Origin of the sequence: Variovorax paradoxus (genome assembly GCF_009498455.1) — a bacterium.
Lineage (GTDB): Bacteria > Pseudomonadota > Gammaproteobacteria > Burkholderiales > Burkholderiaceae_C > Variovorax > Variovorax paradoxus_H.
On record NZ_CP045644.1, the window covers coordinates 1,986,691 to 2,003,643 of the forward strand.

Annotated in this window: 19 protein-coding genes; 18 read left to right on the top strand and 1 reads right to left on the bottom strand. The window is 67.3% G+C overall.

Translation table 11 applies throughout. From position 1 onward, the window contains the following. The first annotated feature begins 75 nt into the window (after positions 1 to 75). From GFK26_RS09030 to GFK26_RS09095, 14 genes are all read left to right on the top strand, one after another. A complete protein-coding gene (locus GFK26_RS09030) occupies positions 76 to 1,035 on the top strand; it encodes an MBL fold metallo-hydrolase (RefSeq protein WP_153281690.1) in 960 nt (319 codons plus the stop codon). Next, positions 1,032 to 1,505, top strand: coding sequence for a hypothetical protein (locus GFK26_RS09035; RefSeq protein WP_153281691.1), 474 nt, complete (start codon positions 1,032 to 1,034; stop codon positions 1,503 to 1,505). Before GFK26_RS09030 ends, GFK26_RS09035 begins: the two co-directional genes overlap by 4 nt. Positions 1,506 to 1,649: 144 nt before the next feature. Continuing rightward, complete coding sequence (locus GFK26_RS09040; RefSeq protein ID WP_218967438.1) at positions 1,650 to 1,967, top strand: c-type cytochrome; 318 nt, start codon at positions 1,650 to 1,652, stop codon at positions 1,965 to 1,967. A 19-nt stretch (positions 1,968 to 1,986) separates the two neighbouring features. Next, the gene (gene soxC, locus GFK26_RS09045) at positions 1,987 to 3,351 is read left to right on the top strand and encodes a sulfite dehydrogenase (protein WP_153281692.1); all 1,365 of its coding nucleotides are present in this window, start codon (positions 1,987 to 1,989) and stop codon (positions 3,349 to 3,351) included. Continuing rightward, entirely contained in the window at positions 3,335 to 4,387 is a 1,053-nt protein-coding gene (locus GFK26_RS09050) for a c-type cytochrome (RefSeq protein WP_153281693.1), read from the top strand. Before soxC ends, GFK26_RS09050 begins: the two co-directional genes overlap by 17 nt. A gap of 19 nt (positions 4,388 to 4,406) precedes the next feature. Next, entirely contained in the window at positions 4,407 to 4,865 is a 459-nt protein-coding gene (soxY, locus tag GFK26_RS09055) for a thiosulfate oxidation carrier protein SoxY (protein ID WP_095950317.1), read from the top strand. Positions 4,866 to 4,911: 46 nt separating this feature from the next. Next, on the top strand, positions 4,912 to 5,223 hold the full coding sequence (gene soxZ, locus GFK26_RS09060) for a thiosulfate oxidation carrier complex protein SoxZ (RefSeq protein ID WP_172438442.1): 312 nt from the start codon (positions 4,912 to 4,914) through the stop codon (positions 5,221 to 5,223). A gap of 68 nt (positions 5,224 to 5,291) precedes the next feature. Next, positions 5,292 to 6,095 carry a sulfur oxidation c-type cytochrome SoxA gene (gene soxA / locus GFK26_RS09065; RefSeq protein WP_101491416.1) on the top strand — a complete coding sequence of 268 codons (804 nt, stop codon included), beginning with the start codon at positions 5,292 to 5,294 and terminating at the stop codon, positions 6,093 to 6,095. 12 nt (positions 6,096 to 6,107) lie between these two features. After that, complete coding sequence (soxX, locus tag GFK26_RS09070) at positions 6,108 to 6,761, top strand: sulfur oxidation c-type cytochrome SoxX (protein ID WP_153281694.1); 654 nt, start codon at positions 6,108 to 6,110, stop codon at positions 6,759 to 6,761. Positions 6,762 to 6,780: 19 nt separating this feature from the next. After that, positions 6,781 to 8,505, top strand: coding sequence for a thiosulfohydrolase SoxB (soxB, locus tag GFK26_RS09075; RefSeq protein ID WP_153281695.1), 1,725 nt, complete (start codon positions 6,781 to 6,783; stop codon positions 8,503 to 8,505). Positions 8,506 to 8,546: 41 nt separating this feature from the next. Continuing rightward, positions 8,547 to 9,662 (top strand): YeeE/YedE family protein, encoded by a 1,116-nt coding sequence (locus GFK26_RS09080; RefSeq protein WP_153281696.1) that lies wholly within the window; start codon positions 8,547 to 8,549, stop codon positions 9,660 to 9,662. Between the two features lie 92 nt (positions 9,663 to 9,754). Further along, on the top strand, positions 9,755 to 10,258 hold the full coding sequence (msrA, locus tag GFK26_RS09085; RefSeq protein WP_153281697.1) for a peptide-methionine (S)-S-oxide reductase MsrA: 504 nt from the start codon (positions 9,755 to 9,757) through the stop codon (positions 10,256 to 10,258). A gap of 196 nt (positions 10,259 to 10,454) precedes the next feature. Beyond that, positions 10,455 to 10,820 (top strand): hypothetical protein, encoded by a 366-nt coding sequence (locus GFK26_RS09090; protein ID WP_153281698.1) that lies wholly within the window; start codon positions 10,455 to 10,457, stop codon positions 10,818 to 10,820. Further along, complete coding sequence (locus tag GFK26_RS09095) at positions 10,817 to 11,155, top strand: cupin domain-containing protein (protein WP_153281699.1); 339 nt, start codon at positions 10,817 to 10,819, stop codon at positions 11,153 to 11,155. Before GFK26_RS09090 ends, GFK26_RS09095 begins: the two co-directional genes overlap by 4 nt. Before the next feature lie 136 nt (positions 11,156 to 11,291). Here the strand turns inward: GFK26_RS09095 and GFK26_RS09100 are convergent, their stop codons facing one another. Then, entirely contained in the window at positions 11,292 to 12,362 is a 1,071-nt protein-coding gene (locus GFK26_RS09100) for a hypothetical protein (RefSeq protein WP_153281700.1), read from the bottom strand. Positions 12,363 to 12,773: 411 nt separating this feature from the next. Between GFK26_RS09100 and GFK26_RS34010 the strand changes: the two genes are divergently transcribed. From GFK26_RS34010 to kdpB, 4 genes are read left to right on the top strand one after another with little or no spacing between them, the layout of a single operon-like run. After that, the gene (locus GFK26_RS34010) at positions 12,774 to 12,914 is read left to right on the top strand and encodes a hypothetical protein (protein ID WP_194274056.1); all 141 of its coding nucleotides are present in this window, start codon (positions 12,774 to 12,776) and stop codon (positions 12,912 to 12,914) included. After that, positions 12,911 to 13,009, top strand: a complete 99-nt coding sequence (kdpF, locus tag GFK26_RS09105; protein ID WP_056576794.1) for a K(+)-transporting ATPase subunit F — start codon at positions 12,911 to 12,913, stop codon at positions 13,007 to 13,009. The genes GFK26_RS34010 and kdpF overlap by 4 nt, the downstream gene beginning before the upstream one ends. A 1-nt stretch (position 13,010) precedes the next feature. Next, entirely contained in the window at positions 13,011 to 14,819 is a 1,809-nt protein-coding gene (kdpA, locus tag GFK26_RS09110; protein WP_153281701.1) for a potassium-transporting ATPase subunit KdpA, read from the top strand. Between the two features lie 13 nt (positions 14,820 to 14,832). Continuing rightward, entirely contained in the window at positions 14,833 to 16,941 is a 2,109-nt protein-coding gene (gene kdpB / locus GFK26_RS09115) for a potassium-transporting ATPase subunit KdpB (RefSeq protein WP_153281702.1), read from the top strand. The last annotated feature ends 12 nt before the right edge of the window (positions 16,942 to 16,953 follow it).

Sequence of the window (16,953 nt, forward strand, 5' to 3'; positions counted from 1 at the left end):
TATCATCTTCTGCTTATATTTACAGCCGGGCAAGCCCGCGGCCCTCGCCGCCCAGCCCGCAGGAGACGACCCACGATGTTCCCGTGCCGGCCCACCGCCGTTCGCGCGAAGGCGCTGTTGATGTGCGCTGCGCTCTGGCTGAGCGCCAGTGCCGCAGTCGCCGCCCCCGAGATCCGCCCGCTGCCGGTGGCGCCCGACATCTACTACGTGCAGGGCATCCCCGCGCTGGGCTCGAAGGACAACCAGAACTTCATCTCCAACGCCGGCTTCGTCATCACGCGCGACAGCGTCGTGATGATCGACGCGCTCGGCTCGCCCGCGGTCGCCGAGCGCATGGTGGCCGAGATCCGCAAGCTCACGCCCAAGCCGATCAGCCACGTCATCCTCACGCACTACCACGCCGACCACATCTACGGCCTGCAGGTGTTCAAGGCGCTGGGCGCGCAGATCGTGGCGCACACGCGGGGCAAGACCTACCTCACGTCCGACACCGCACGGCTGCGGCTCGAGGCCTCGCGCCAGGAGCTCGCCCCATGGATCGACGAGCGCACGCGGCTGGTGCCGGCCGATGTGTGGATCGACGGCCGCACCGAGCTCACCATCGGCGGCACGCGCTTCGTGATCCAGCCCGCGGGCCCCGCGCACACGCCCGAAGACCTCGCCATCTTCCTGCCGCAGCAGAAGGTGCTGTTCACCGGCGACATCGTGTTCCGCAACCGCACGCCCTACGTGGGCTCGGCCGACAGCCGGCACTGGATCACGTCGCTCGACGCACTGCTCGCACTCGATGCGCGCACCATCGTGCCGGGCCACGGCCCCGCGTCGGACGACCCGGCGCAAGACCTGCGGCAGACGCGCGACTACCTCGTCTTCCTGCGCGGCGCGATGCAGAAAGCGGCCACCGAGATGACGCCCTTCGACGAGGCCTACGCCGCCACCGACTGGTCGCGCTTCGAGGCCTGGCCGCTGTTCAAGGTGGCCAACCGCATGAACGCCTACAACACCTACCTGCTGCTGGAGCAGGAGGCGCGATGAGCGGCGACCGCACGCGCCGGCAGCTCGTTGCGGGTCTTGCCGCGTGGTGCGTCGCGCCGATGGCGGTGTATGCGGCTGAGGTGCAGCAACTGCCCGCGCCCGTCTCGCTGGCCGGTGCGCTCGCCGCGGCGCTGGCCCGCTCGCAACCGTTGGTCGTCATGGCCAGCCTGCAGGGCTGCCCCTTCTGCAAGATCGTGCGCGAGCACTACCTCGTGCCTGAAGTCGCAGCCGGCCTGCCTGTGGTGCAGATCGACTTTCGTGATTCACGCAGCGTGCGCGATTTCGATGGCACAGCGCGCACGCATGACGCGCTCATCAAGGCGTGGAAAGTCACCGTCGCACCGACGGTGCTCTTCTTCGGCCGCAACGGCCGCGAGGTCGCCGAGCGGCTGACCGGCGGCGACTCGGACTTCTACGGCGCTTACCTCGAAGCACGCCTGCAGCACGCACGCACCGCCGTCCGCAGCTGACGTGGCGCAGCGAGAAACCGCACGGGTTTCCCCCAAGGCCGAAGCCCTTCCCTTGTGCGCGATCGTCCCTAAAATCAATACATAACGATTTACTTATTTAACGATGAAACCAGCCGCTTCGGGGCGCGTTTCAAGGAGACCGATTTGAAGTTGCTGTTGCCGTCGCTCGCCGTTGCTGTCACCACCTTGCTGCTGTCGACACCGGCCCTTGCCAACAAGGAACTGGCCCAGAAGAACGCCTGCCTCGCGTGCCATGCGGTCGACAAGAAGCTGGTCGGTCCCGCCTACCTCGACGTCGCGAAGAAGTACACCGGCCAGGCCGATGCGCTCGCCGTGCTCACCGCGAGCATCCAGAAGGGCAGCACCGGCAAGTGGGGCGCCGTGCCCATGCCCGCGCAGCCCGCGATGAGCGAGGCCGATGCCAAGGCGCTGGCCGCCTGGGTGTTGGGCGGCGCCAAGTAAGGCGCACGGACGCGACGCAATGAGCGGCAGCATCCAGCAGACCGGGAAGGTGCGCAAGGCACCCGAGAACTTTCTCGATGCGCAGGGCGTGCGTGCCGTCTTCGCCGAAGCCGGCAAGGGGCGGCGCGACTTCATTCGCAACGCGTTCGCAGCGGCCGTTGCAGGCACCGCAGCGACATCGTCCGCGCTCGCGCAATCGCGCACTGCGGTGGGCGATGGCGACCCCGCCATCTTGAATCTGCCCGCGCACAGCACGGGCCTCGGCCAGCCGGTGGTCACCGACGGCTACGGCAAGCCTTCCAGATACGAAGCCAATGTGCAGCGTCGCCAGAGCCCGGGGCTCACGCCGACCGCGCAGGCCTCGGTGTCGTTCGCGCCGCTGCAGTCGCTGTTCGGCATCGTCACGCCCAGCGGCCTGCACTTCGAGCGGCACCACCAGGGCTGGTGGGACATCGATCCGTCGAAGCACCGGCTCATGGTCAACGGCCTCGTGAAGACGCCGAAGGTCTTCACGCTCGACGAGCTGATGCGGCTGCCGTCGGTGTCGCGCTTTCACTTCATCGAGTGCGGCGCCAACACCGGCATGGAGTGGGGCAACGTCGCGGTGCCGACGGCCCAGTACACGCACGGCATGCTGTCGTGCAGCGAGTTCACCGGCGTGCCGCTGATCACGCTGCTCGAGATGGCGGGCGCCGACCTCAAGGGCGAGCGCTTCGTGCTCGCCGAGGGCGCCGACGGTTCGTCCATGACGCGCACCATTCCCATGAGCCTCATCCGCTCCGGCGAGGTGCTCGTGGCCTACGGCCAGAACGGCGAGATGCTGCGGCCCGAGCAGGGCTACCCGCTGCGGCTCGTGGTGCCGGGCGTGCAGGGCGTGAGCTGGGTCAAGTACCTGCGCCGCATCGAACTCGGCGACCAGCCCTACGGTGCCAAGGACGAGACCGTGCACTACGTCGACCTCATGCCCGACGGCCAGCACCGCCAGTACACCAGCATCCAGGAATGCAAGAGCGTCGTGACCACGCCCTCGGGCGGCCAGATGCTGCTCGACAAGGGCTTCTACAACATCACCGGCCTCGCGTGGTCGGGCCGCGGCCAGGTGAAGCGTGTGGACGTGAGCGTGGACGGCGGGCGCAACTGGCGCACCGCGCGGCTCGAATCGCCCGTGCTCTCGAAGTGCCTCACGCGCTTCAACATCGACTGGGTGTGGGACGGCACGCCCGCCATCATCCAGAGCCGCGCCATGGACGACACCGGCTACGTGCAGCCCAGCTACAAGCAGCTGCGCGCGGTGCGCGGCACGCGTTCGATCTATCACAACAACGCCATCCAGTCGTGGCAGGTGCAGGCGAACGGGGAGGTGGCGAATGTCCAGCTTTCCTAGTCGCGCGCTGCTCGTTCTTGCGCTCGCCTGCAGTGTCGGCGCTGCGGCCTGGGCACAGCCCAAGACGGCAGGCTACGCAGGCATCGGCCGCGACGCCACGCCCAAGGAAGTGGCCGCGTGGGACATCGACGTGCGCCCCGACTTCAAGGGCCTGCCGCCCGGCTCGGGTTCCGTCACGCGCGGGCAGGATGTGTGGGAAGGCAAGTGCGCCTCGTGCCACGGCGTGTTCGGCGAATCGAACCAGGTGTTCAGCCCGATCGTCGGCGGCACCACGGCCGAAGACATCAAGAGCGGCCACGTCGCACGCCTGAAAGACTCGGCCTTCCCGGGCCGCACCACGCTGATGAAGGTCACGAGCCTGTCGACCGTGTGGGACTACGTGTACCGCGCCATGCCGTGGAACCAGCCCAAGTCGCTCTCGCCCGACGATGTGTACGCCGTCACCGCCTACATGCTGAACCTCGGCGGCATCGTGCCCGACGACTTCACGCTGTCCGACAAGAACATCCGCGAAGTGCAGGCCCGCATGCCCAACCGCAACGGCGGCACCACCGCGCACGCGATGTGGCCTGGCGCCGAGCTGGGCCGCGCGACGAAGCCCGATGTGTCGGCCGTGGCCTGCATGCGCGACTGCGTGCCGGCGGCGTCGTCCGTCGCGCAGCTGCCGCCGCATGCGCGCGGCAGCCACGGCAACCTCGCCGACCAGAACCGGCTGGTGGGGGCGCAGCGCGGCATCGCCACCGCCGCACCCGCTGCCGTGAAGACCACCGCACCCGCTGTAGCAGCACCGAAAGTGCCCGTGGCGCTGCTCGAGAAGAACAGCTGCACCGCCTGCCACGGCATGACGCAGAAGCTCGTCGGCCCCGCCTTCTCGGACATCGCGAAAAAGTACCCCGGCCAGACCGACCACCTGCTGCAGAAGATCAAGGCGGGCAGCACCGGTGTCTGGGGGGCGATCCCGATGCCGCCGCAGACCCTCGGCGACGATGATGCCAAGGCCATCGCCCGCTGGCTCGCCGACAGCACCGGACCATGATTCGACAGGAGACAACCCCATGAAAAACCGCAGACAGATGCTCACGCAGTCCGCCGCCCTCGCGGGCCTGGCGGCCACCGCCGGCTGGCTCCCCGCCACCGCGTTCGCGTACTCCAAAGACGCCTTCGACGCCAAGAGCGTGGCCGACGCGCTCAAGGCCGTCGGTGTCACCGGCGCGCCCACCGAGAGCAAGGACGTCACCATCACCGGCCCCGACATCGCCGAGAACGGCGCCGTGGTGCCGCTCAGCGTGGCCACCGCCTTGCCCGGCGTGAAGCAGCTCATGCTGCTGGTCGAGAAGAACCCGAACGCCGTGGTCGCGATCTTCAACACCTCGGAGTTCGTCGAGTCGAACTTCACCACGCGCGCCAAGCTGGGCCAGTCGTCCGACGTGTACGCGATCGCGGTCATGAACGACGGCAAGGCGCTCTTCGCCAAGAAGGAAGTCAAGGTCACGCTCGGCGGCTGCGGCGGCTGAGCGACGGCTTCACACACAAGAACACGACGAGAAGAAGGAGACCACCATGGCAGATCCCATGCGCATCCGCGCCCAGGCCGCGGGCGACAAGACGACCGTGCGCATCCTCATGGCGCACGAAATGGAAACCGGCCAGCGCAAGGACGCCGCCGGCAAGACGATTCCCGCCTGGTTCATCCAGGAGGTCACGGCCTCGCTCAACGGCAAGACCGTGCTCACGGCCGACTGGGGCCCGGCGGTGTCGAAGAACCCCTTCATGCAGTTCACGCTGAAGGGCGCGAAGGCCGGCGACAAGATCGCCGTGACCTGGAAGGACAACCGCGGCGACACCCGCACCGACGAAGCCACCGTCAGCTGACGCTTCCTCCTCCACGCGGGCGATCGCTCACGTGTTGTTGTGTTCCCCACGAGAAAAAAGGCGGCCCCATGAGGACAACCACATGCCTGAGCCTGCTGGTGCTGGCCGGCAGCATCGCGCTGCCCGCCGCGGCGCAGAAGACCACGGCCGAAGGCATCGCCGAGTACCGCGCGCTGCTGCAGGACGGCAACCCCGCCGAACTGTTCGAGGCCAAGGGCGAAGACCTCTGGAAACAGAAGCGCGGCCCCAAGGCTGCGTCGATGGAGAAGTGCGACCTCGGCAAGGGCCCGGGCGTGGTGAAGGGCGCGTTCGCCGAACTGCCGCGCTACTTTCCCGACACCGGCCGCGTGCAGGACATGGAGTCGCGCCTGCTCACCTGCATGGAAACCTTGCAGGGCTTCGACGCCGCCGCCATCGCCAAGACGCCGTTCGGCCAGGGCGAGCAGAAGAACCTCGAAGGGCTGGTGGCGTGGATCTCGGCCGAATCGAAAGGCCTGCCGCTGAACCTGCCGCAGTCGCATGCCAGCGAACGCCGCGCGTACGAAGTGGGCAAGCGCCTGTTCTTCCTGCGCGCCGGCCCGCACGACTTTGCCTGCGCCACCTGCCACGGCGCCGACGGCAAGCGCATTCGCCTGCAAGACCTGCCCAACCTCACGAAGAACCCCGGCGCCGGTGAAGGCTTCGGTGCCTGGCCGGCCTACCGCGTGTCGTCGGGCGAGCTGTGGGGCATGCAGCGCCGGCTCAACGACTGCTTCCGCCAGCAGCGCTTTCCGTACCCGGGCTACGCCAGCGACGTGACCGTGGCACTGGCCGTGTACATGGGCGTCAACGGCAAGGGCGGCAAGACCACCGCGCCCGGCATCAAGCGCTGAAGGAGCCACGCCATGAAGTCTGATCATTTCGTCGGCCTGGCCGCCGTGGCCTGCGCGCTCACCGTGTTCGGTTGCGCGTCGGTCGACAGCGCCGCCGAACTCGACAAGCTCACCGCCGACGCGCTGCAGCGTTCCTTCCGTGACCAGGGCATCGCCAAGGTCGACCGCCTCGTGCAAGACCCGGCCAACCTCGCGTGCAGCGAAGCCGAGGCCAGCGGCAAGCCGCTGGACGAGCAGCGCACCAAGGAGATCGAGGCCGCCAACATGAAGACCGTGCGCTGGCCTTCTGACGGCAAGTTCGTCGGCGACTGGCGCGAGGGCGAGAAGATCGCGCAGAACGGCCGCGGCCTCACCTGGACCGACGCGGCCAATGCGGCCAACGGCGGCAATTGCTACAACTGCCACCAGATGTCGAAGGAAGAAATCTCCTTCGGCACGCTCGGCCCGAGCCTGTACCACTACGGCAAGCTGCGCGGCGTGAGCGACCCGGCGAGCGCTGCTTCCAAGCCCATCGTCGAATACACCTGGGGCAAGCTGTGGAACGCGCGCGCCTACAACGCCTGCTCGAACATGCCGCGCGTCGGCCACTCCGGCATCCTCAACGAGAAGCAGATCCGCGACGTGATGGGCTTGCTGCTCGACCCCCAGTCTCCCGTCAACCGCTGAGCGTCCGGCTTTCTTCTTCATGAACCTTTCCAAGCGCGAGTTCGTCCAGATGCTCGGTGCCGGCGCTGTCGCCGGCCTGGGCCTGGGCCGCCACGGCAGCAGCGTGGCCGCCGGCCTTGACGGCATGTACACCGTGCCGGCCTTCGGCAACGTGTCGATGCTGCACATGACCGACTGCCATGCGCAGCTCAAGCCGCTGTACTTCCGCGAGCCGGGCGTCAACATCGGCATCGGCGCCATGCGGGGCAAGGTGCCGCACCTCGTGGGCGAGCACCTGCTGAAAGCCGCGGGCGTGAAGCCCGGCACGCGCATGGCGCATGCGCTCACCTACCTCGACTTCGACAACGCCGCGCAGCGCTACGGCAAGGTGGGCGGCTTCGCGCACCTGGCCACGCTGGTCAAGCAGCTCAAGGCCAGCCGCCCCGGCGCGTTGCTGCTCGACGGCGGCGACACCTGGCAGGGCTCGGCCACATCGCTGTGGACCGACGCACAGGACATGGTCGACGCCTGCAAGCTGCTCGGCGTCGACGTGATGACCGGGCACTGGGAGTTCACCTACGGCATGGCGCGGGTGCAGCAGATCATCGAGAAAGACTTTGCGGGCAAGGTCGAGTTCGTCGCGCAGAACGTCAAGACCGCCGACTTCGGCGACCCGGTGTTCAAGCCCTATGTGATGCGCGAGATCAACGGCGTGCCCTGCGCCATCATCGGCCAGGCCTTCCCCTACACGCCGATCGCCAACCCGCGCTACATGGTGGCCGACTGGACCTTCGGCATCCAGGACGACAACCTGCAGCGCGTGGTGAACGAGGCGCGCGGCAAGGGCGCGCAGGTGGTGGTGGTGCTGTCGCACAACGGCATGGACGTCGACCTCAAGATGGCCAGCCGCGTCACCGGCATCGACGCCATCCTCGGCGGCCACACGCACGACGGCACGCCCATGCCCACGCTCGTGAGCAACGCGGGCGGCAAGACCATCGTGGTCAACGGCGGCTCCAACGGCAAGTTCCTCGGCGTGATCGACTTCGACGTCAAGGGCAAGAAGGTGAGCGACTTCCGCTACCGCCTGCTGCCCGTGTTCTCCGACCTGATTCCGGCCGACAAGGAGATGGACGCGCTCATCACCCGCGTGCGCGCGCCCTACGAGGCCAAGCTTGCGGAAACCCTCGCCCACACCGACGGCGCGCTGTACCGGCGCGGCAACTTCAACGGCACCGGCGACCAGCTGCTGCTCGACGCGCTCATGGAAGTCCAGGACGCGCCCATCGCCTTCTCGCCCGGTTTCCGCTGGGGCACCTCGCTGCTGCCCGGCCAGGCGATCACGCGCGAGTGGCTCATGGACATGACGGCCACCACGTACTCGTACGCGACCGTCACGCAGATGACCGGCGAGACGCTGAAGACCGTGCTCGAAGACGTGTGCGACAACCTCTTCAACCCCGACCCGTACTACCAGCAGGGCGGCGACATGGTGCGCGTGGGCGGGCTGCAGTACACCTGCGACCCGACGGCCGCCATGGGCCAGCGCATCCAGGACATGCGCCTGGGCGGCAAGCCCATCGACGCCAGCCGCAGCTACAAGGTCGCGGGCTGGGCGCCCGTGAGCGAAGAGGCGCGCACCGCCGGCAACAAACCGGTGTGGGAAGTCATCGAGCCGTGGCTGAAGTCGCGCAAGGTGGTGACCACGCGCCGGCTCGACGAACCCGTGCTGAAGAACATCGCACCGAACCCCGGCCTGGCCTGAATCGAGCGCCCCGCAGGTGGGGCGCTCCCTAGAATCGGGCCATGTCCATCGCGCAGGTTTCCCTTCTCACCACGCTCGCGCTCGTGGCGGCCTTCGTGCTGTCGGCCGTGTTCGGCGCCGTCGCGCGCGCCACGCGCTTTTGCACCATGGGCGCGATCAGTGACGTGGTGGCGCTCGGCGACTGGACCCGCGTGAAGCAGTGGGCCGCAGCCGGCGGCGTCGCGCTCATCGGCTTCTCGGCGCTTGTGTCCGCGGGGCTCGTCGATGCCGACCGCACGCTCTACGCCTCGCACCAGATCCTCTGGCTCTCGGCGCTGGTCGGCGGCCTGCTGTTCGGCGTCGGCATGGTGCTGTCGTCGGGCTGCGGCAACAAGACGCTGGTGCGCCTGGGCGGTGGCAACCTCAAGGCGCTGGTGGTGCTCGTGCTCATGGGCGTGTCGGCCTTCGCCACGCTGAAGGGCATCACCGCGGTGCTGCGTGTTGCGACTGTCGATGCGGTGCATGTGGACCTGGCGGTGAATGCATCGCTGCCTGACGTGCTGGCCGCATCCTTCCAACTCGACGCAGCATCGCTGCGCCTTGCGCTCGGCCTCGTGCTCGGCGGCGCGCTGCTCGTGTGGGCCGCGTGGGGCCGCGAGACGCGCGACGTGCGCAGCCTTGTCGGCGGCATGCTGATCGGCGCATTGGTCGTCGGTGCGTGGTGGCTCAGCGGCCACTGGGCGGTGGTCGAGGAGCATCCGCTCACGCTTGAGCACGTGTTCCTCGCCACCAACTCCGGCCGCGCCGAAGCGCTGAGCTTCGTCACGCCGGTGGCCTACGCGCTCGACTGGCTCATGTTCTACAGCGACGTCAACAAGCGGCTCACGCTCGGCATCGTGTCGGTCGCGGGCGTGGTGGCGGGTGCCGCACTGCATGCGCTGTGGTCGCGCGAATTCCGCTGGGAAGGTTTCACGAACACCGGCGACCTCGCGCACCACGCGACGGGCGCCGTGCTCATGGGCATCGGCGGCGTCACGGCCATGGGCTGCACCATCGGGCAGGGCCTGAGTGCGTTGTCGACGCTGAGCATCGCGAGCGTGCCGGCGATCGCGGGCATCGTGGCCGGTGCAGTGGTCAGCCTGAAGTACCAGGCGTGGCAGCTCGAGCGGAGTGCTTGACGCACGCCAAGTTGCCCCCATCTCTTGTCTTGTTCCGGCACGCCCGACCCGGAACCCTGTGTGCAAAGCGCGGGCAACCACTGGAGAAATAGATGACTCACCACGACACTGCAATCCTGGCCGGCGGCTGCTTCTGGGGGATGCAGGATCTCATCCGCAAGATGCCGGGCGTGGTTTCTACCCGGGTCGGGTACAGCGGCGGCGATGTACCCAACGCCACGTACCGCAACCACGGCACCCACGCGGAAGCCATTGAAGTCGTGTTCGACCCCGCGGTCCTGAGCTATCGGAAATTGCTGGAATTCTTCTTCCAGATCCATGACCCCACGACCCCCAACCGCCAGGGCAATGACCGGGGCGCCTCCTACCGCTCTGGCATCTACTACACCTCGCCCGAACAGTTGCAGGTGGCGCAGGACACCATCGCCGACGTGAATGCCTCGGGGCTGTGGCCGGGCACGGTGACGAGCGAAGTCAAGGCGGCGGGCCCCTTCTGGCAGGCCGAGCCGGAACACCAGGACTACCTGGAGCATTACCCGGGCGGCTATACCTGCCACTTCGCACGTCCCGACTGGCGCCTGCCGGGATCGGCATAAGCAGCACCCGCTGACATCGACAGCCCGTAGAGGGCGGCCCCCGCGTGGGCGCGCGGCAGCCCGGTCTGCGCGCTGCCGGTGTAACCCTTTGGATGTCTGGACCGAACTCAGTAGGTGTGTGCCATCCGCACCGACCGGCTGACGGTCGTTCGGGCTTTGACGCTCCCCCAAGATCCAGCGACTCAAGGAGCATTCCGTGCAGACTGATTTCGACCCTCGTCAGCCCGGCATCCTCGGCCAGGCGGCGCCGGAACTGGGCGTGACCCAATGGGTCGATGCCGCAGGCCAGCCGCTTTCGCATTTCGGTCTGTCGCACATGCCCGGCGCGTTCAAGCTGTTGTTTTGTTTTCAGGATGCCTGCCCCGGCTGCCACAGCGCGGGCTTTCCCAGCCTGATCAAGCTGGTGGAGGGCCTGCGCGGTTCGCGCATGGTGAGCTTTGCCGCTGTCCAGACCGCGTTTGAAGACTTCGAACACAACAGCTACGAGCGCATCGACCGGGCACGTGCCGTCATTTCCGACGCGACCGTCATTCGACCGACATCTCCAACGGAGTCCCCATGAATCTGCTGCACCTGACAGACGAGGTCACCATCGAATTCCTGAGCCATCAGGCCGGGTCCACCGTCTCTCGCATCGATTTCGATCCCCATGCGGCAGCAGCGGTCCACGCGCACGCACAAGAGGAAATCAACTACGCGTTGCAGGGACGCTTCGAGGTGAAGAACGGGGCAGAGACGTTGGTCATTGAAACGGGCCAGGCGGTGCATATTGCGCCGAATGTCGCCCACAACATTACCAATCTGGGCGAAACAGCCGGATCGGTGCTGAGCTTCTGGGCGCCCGGCCGCCAGGATCTGGTGGACTTCGCTCAGAAGAAGAACGCTGGCAGCGATTGACGTGGTCGAACCACGTGCGCCCACACGGCTGGCCGTGAGACAGCGGCGCGCCGCCCGCGCCGCCCGCGCCGGCTACGTCCTCAGCCGGCGTGGCGACGGGCGCTGGATGGCGCACTGAGCCTCTCGCCCGCCCGAATCAGGGCACCACGTCCATGACCACCGGGTAGTAGATGTCATAGGCAGGGCCTCCGTCCGGGGTGTAGCGGAACTGAACCTGCGCGCTGTAGCGTCCGGGCACCAGGCATCGGTCGTTGTAGCAGGCCTGCACCTGCGTGCTCCAGCTGTAGCTCTTCGTCGCGTACCGGGGCAAGCCCGCTTCGTTGTAGAAGTAGTCATAGAGCCACAGGTTCGGCCCTGGGTACATGCTGGTGTCCACGCCGGGCGGTGTGTTCATCACCGTGCCCATGTAGCGCATCTTGTCGCTGGTGTCGCCCGGGAAGAAGACCGCGCCGTCCTGTGCGGGCGCCAGGGTGGACGTTCCTTGCTTGACCACGAAATGCGCTTCCGGCCTGGACAGGGCGTAGGGCGCGCTGGAGGGGTTGGTCAGCACGCTCACCTCGAGCAGCCTGGACAGTGTCTGCTCATCCGAAGTGGTGGCACTCACGTTGAAGCTGGCCTTGTACGACGAGGCGCTCGGCAGCAGCGCCGGCAGCGAGACCACGAGGTTCGCCGAGCCATCGCCCGCCTTCTCGACCTTGAAGGTATCGGTCGACCCGATCGCCGGCGCGACGGCCCAGGAGACGGCGCCCGCAGGCAGCGTGACCGGAACCGTCACAGGCGCCACGGCGGCGCCGAAGGGGGTGACGAAGTCGACGTTCTTGCTGCCCAGGCCCAGCCCGGCCTTGACGGTGATCGCATACGGAATCTGCGGATTCTCGACCCGGATTTCCGACTGGCATGCCGTGTCCAGGCAGGCCTTGATCGTCATGCTGCCCTTGTAGGTCCTGGGGCCGTCGGGTGCCATCTTGCCGGTCATGCTCAGCGAAGCCGACTGTGCCGCGGCATTGACGGTGATGACGGGCTTCTCTTCGAACAGCGGATCGGGCATCACGACAAGCAGTACCAGCACCTTGCCGCTGAGCAGATTCACATCGCCCGACAGCGTGCCGGACACCAGGGCGCTTGGGATCATCTGCCCTTCGTAGACCGTCTTGTCGATGCTGGCCGGCTGGTTGATGCGGATGGACAGCCCGCTGACATAGTTCACAGGGGAGCGACGGGTGCGATGCCGATCGGAAAACCGCCACCACCTCCTCCTCCTCCGCCACCCTCCGCCGCCACACGCGGCGATCATCAGGAACGAAAGGCCAGCCGCAGCCGCCTGAAAGACACGCTTCAGTTTCATTTCTTCTCCTCTGTGGTTTGCACTTTTTTGCGGGCCCGATCGATCACTGTTTCGGCCCGCACCCTCTTTGGTTTGCGCTTTTTTTCTTGCGCTCTCGTTTTCAGGGATTGTTGTCGATTCCACCTGGCGGCGGCAACAACCTGGCAGGCGACCACCGGTCGCTTTCTCGTTGCCCGCGTTTTTACGTTTTCTTTACGCCCGCCCGCTCACTCTTTCCCCCGGTTTTACGCACGCCTGCCGAGACTCATCCCGTCTTGTTTGCAGGAGTGATGAATGGACATCGTCTGGATGGGCGCCTTGCTGGCGCTGTGGGCCGTGGTGGCGGCCCTGGTCGTCGGGCTGAACCGGCTCGAAGGGCCGCAGAAGCCGCACGCGGGCGTTGATACGACACGCACGCCGGGAGACGCATCGTGATCGGCCTCGAAGTGCTGTATGGCTTCGGCGCGCTGGTCGCCGTGGTCCTGTTCGCGTACCTGGTGTTCGCGCTGATCTGCGCCGAGGAGTTCTGACATGGAAACCTCGGCCTGGGTCTTGTTGGCCCTTTTTCTTGGCGCGCTGCTCGTGTTGGCCTGGCCGCTGGGCAAGCTGCTGGCTGCGCTGTGCGGCGAGCGCGTGCCGCGCTGGATGCAGCGCGTCGAAGCACCGCTGTACCGGCTCGCGGGCACCCAGCCCGAGCAGTCGATGCACTGGCTGCGCTACGCGCTGGCGCTGCTCGCGTTCAACGCCATCGGCGCGATCTTTCTGTATGCGCTGCAACGCCTGCAGGGCGGGCTGCCGTTCAATCCGGCCGGCATGGGCGCGGTGTCGCCCGACTCGGCCTTCAACACGGCGGTGAGCTTCGTCGCCAACACCAACTGGCAGGGCTACGGCGGCGAGTCGACCATGAGCTATCTCACGCAGATGCTCGGCCTGGCGGTGCAGAACTTTTTCTCCGCCGCCACCGGCATCGCGGTCGCCTTCGCGCTGGTGCGCGGCTTTGCGCGCCGCGGGGAAGGGCGTGAGGGCAAGGGTCTGGTCGGCAACTTCTGGGCCGACGTGACGCGCGTCACGCTGTGGGTGCTGCTGCCGATCTCGTTCGTGCTCGCGCTGTGCCTCGCAGGGCAGGGCGTGATCCAGAACTTCGACGCCTACAAGAGCGTGCAGACACTCGAGGCCACGGCCTTCCAGCAGCCCAAGAACGGCCCCGATGGCCAGCCTTTGAAGGACGACAAGGGCGCGCCCGTGATGGAAGACGCCAGCACCCCCACGCAGACGCTCGCCATGGGCCCGGTCGCTTCGCAGGAAGCGATCAAGATGCTCGGCACCAACGGCGGCGGCTTCTTTAACGCCAACTCGGCGCATCCCTACGAGAACCCGACCGCGTTCAGCAACCTGCTGGAGATGCTGGCGATCTTCCTGATCCCGGCGGCGCTGTGCTTTGCCTTCGGCCGCGTGGTCGGCGACCTGCGCCAGGGCTGGGCCGTGCTCGCGGCGATGACGGTGCTGTTCGTGGTGGCGGTGCTGGTCGTCACGCCCGCCGAGCAGGCTGGTAACCCGCTGCTGGGCCCGCTGGGCGTGGACCAGATGGCGAGCGCGCTGCAAAGCGGCGGCAACATGGAAGGCAAGGAAGTGCGCTTCGGCATCGACGCCTCGGCCCTCTTCGCCGCCGTGACCACCGCCGCCTCGTGCGGCGCGGTGAACGCCATGCATGACTCTCTCACGCCCATCGGCGGCATGGTTCCCCTGGTGCTGATGCAGCTGGGCGAGGTCGTCTTCGGCGGCGTCGGCAGCGGCCTGTACGGCATGCTGGTGTTCGCCATGCTCGCGGTGTTCATCGCGGGCCTGATGATCGGCCGCACGCCCGAGTACCTCGGCAAGAAGATCGAGGTGCGCGAGATGAAGCTGATCTCCATCGCCATCCTCGTCACGCCGGTGCTGGTGCTGGCGGGCACCGCGCTGGCGGTGAGCGCGGGTGCGGGCAAGGTCGGCATCGCCAACCCTGGCGCGCACGGCTTCTCCGAGGTGCTGTATGCGCTGACCTCGGCCGCCAACAACAACGGCAGCGCCTTCGCGGGTCTGTCGGCCAACACACCGTTCTACAACGGCCTGCTCGGCCTGGCGATGTGGCTCGGCCGCTTCGCGATGATCGTGCCGGTGCTCGCCATTGCCGGCGCGCTGGCCGCCAAGAAGCGCCTGCCCGTCACCAGCGGCACGCTGCCCACGCACGGTCCGCTGTTCGTCTTCCTGCTGATCGGCACCGTGCTGCTGGTCGGCTTGCTCAACTACGTGCCGGCACTGGCCCTCGGGCCGATCGTCGAACACCTCGTGCTCTGGAAATAAGAAGGAGCGCACCATGACTGTCAAAACCAAAACCTCTCTCTCGCTGTTCGATGCGGCGCTCGTGAAGCCCGCGCTGTGGGGCGCCTTCGCCAAGCTGAGCCCGCGCACCCAGTGGCGCAACCCGGTGATGTTCATCGTCTACATCGGGAGCATCCTCACGACGCTGCTCTGGGTGCATGCGCTGAGCTTTCCCGGCGACACCGGCATGCAGCCCGCCTTCGTGCTGGCCGTGACCGTGTGGCTGTGGTTCACCGTGCTGTTCGCCAACTTCGCCGAAGCACTGGCCGAAGGCCGCAGCAAGGCACAGGCGGCGTCGCTGCGCGGCCTGCGCAAGGACACCTGGGCCAAGAAGCTGAAGGACCAGCAACAGCCGCACCATGGCGCGCCGTGGTTGCCGGAGCAGGCACCCAACCTGCGCAAGGGCGACGTCGTGCTGGTCGAAGCCGGCGACGTGATCCCGCTTGACGGCGAGGTCATCGAAGGCGTGGCCTCGGTCGATGAAAGCGCCATCACCGGCGAATCGGCGCCTGTGGTGCGCGAATCGGGCGGTGACTTCTCGGCCGTCACCGGCGGCACCCGCGTGCTGTCCGACTGGCTGGTGGTGCGCATCTCGGTGAACCCGGGCGAGTCGTTCCTGGACCGCATGATCGGCATGGTCGAGGCGGCCAAGCGCCACAAGACGCCGAACGAGATCGCGCTGACCATCCTGCTGGTCGCACTGACGATCGTGTTCCTCATGGTCACCGTCACGCTGCTGCCGTTCTCGGTGTTCAGCGTCGAGGCCGCGGGCGCGGGCACCGTGGTGTCGCTCACCGCACTGGTCGCGCTGCTCGTGTGCCTGATCCCGACCACCATCGGCGGCCTGCTCTCGGCCGTGGGCGTGGCCGGCATGAGTCGCATGATGCAGGCCAACGTGATCGCCACCTCGGGCCGCGCGGTGGAAGCCGCCGGCGACGTCGACGTGCTGCTGCTCGACAAGACCGGCACCATCACGCACGGCAACCGCCAGGCCAGCGCCTTCCTGCCCGCACCGGGCGTGCCGAAGGGCCGCCTCGCGCGCGCCGCCATGCTCGCCTCGCTGGCCGATGAAACGCCCGAAGGCCGCAGCATCGTCGAGCTGGCACGTCGCGATGGCCTCGAAGCCGCTTCTGTCGACGTGCTGCGCTATGTGCCGTTCACCGCGCAGACCCGCATGAGCGGTGTCGACCTGCCGGCCGCGCCCCACAGCCTCGACACCGACGCCATCGTGCTGCGCAAGGGCGCGGTCGATGCGGTGCGCCGCCATGTCGAATCGTTCGGCGGCACCATGCCAGCCGAGATGCTGCGCGCCGCCGAAGAAACGGCACGCCGCGGCAGCACGCCGCTGGCCGTGGCCGAAGGCAACCGCGTGCTCGGCGTGGTCGAACTCAAGGACATCGTCAAGACCGGCATCAAGGAGCGCTTTGCCGAGCTGCGCCGCATGGGCATCAAGACCGTGATGATCACGGGCGACAACAAGCTCACGGCCGCCGCCATCGCGGCCGAGGCCGGCGTGGACGACTTCCTGGCCGAGGCCACGCCCGAAGACAAGCTTGCGCTCATCCGCAAGTACCAGGCCGAAGGCCGCCTGGTCGCGATGACCGGTGACGGCACCAACGACGCCCCCGCGCTCGCGCAGGCCGACGTGGCCGTGGCCATGGGCAGCGGCACGCAGGCCGCGAAAGAGGCCGGCAACATGGTCGACCTCGACTCCAACCCGACCAAGCTGCTCGAGGTGGTGGAGACCGGCAAGGCGCTGCTCATGACGCGCGGCTCGCTCACCACCTTCTCGATCGCGAACGACGTGGCGAAGTACTTCGCGATCATTCCGGCGATCTTCGTGTCGACGTATCCGCAGCTGGGTGCGCTCAACGTGATGCGGCTTGCGAGCCCGTCGTCGGCCATTCTGTCGGCGGTGATCTTCAACGCGCTCGTCATCGTGTTCCTGATTCCGCTCGCGCTCAAGGGTGTGCGCTACCGGCCGGTGGGCGCCGCTGCGCTGCTGCGCCGCAACCTCGCCATCTACGGCCTGGGCGGTCTGCTCGTTCCTTTCATCGGCATCAAGTTGATCGACTGGCTGCTCGTGGCCGTCCATCTCGTCTGAGGAGTTCTTCAC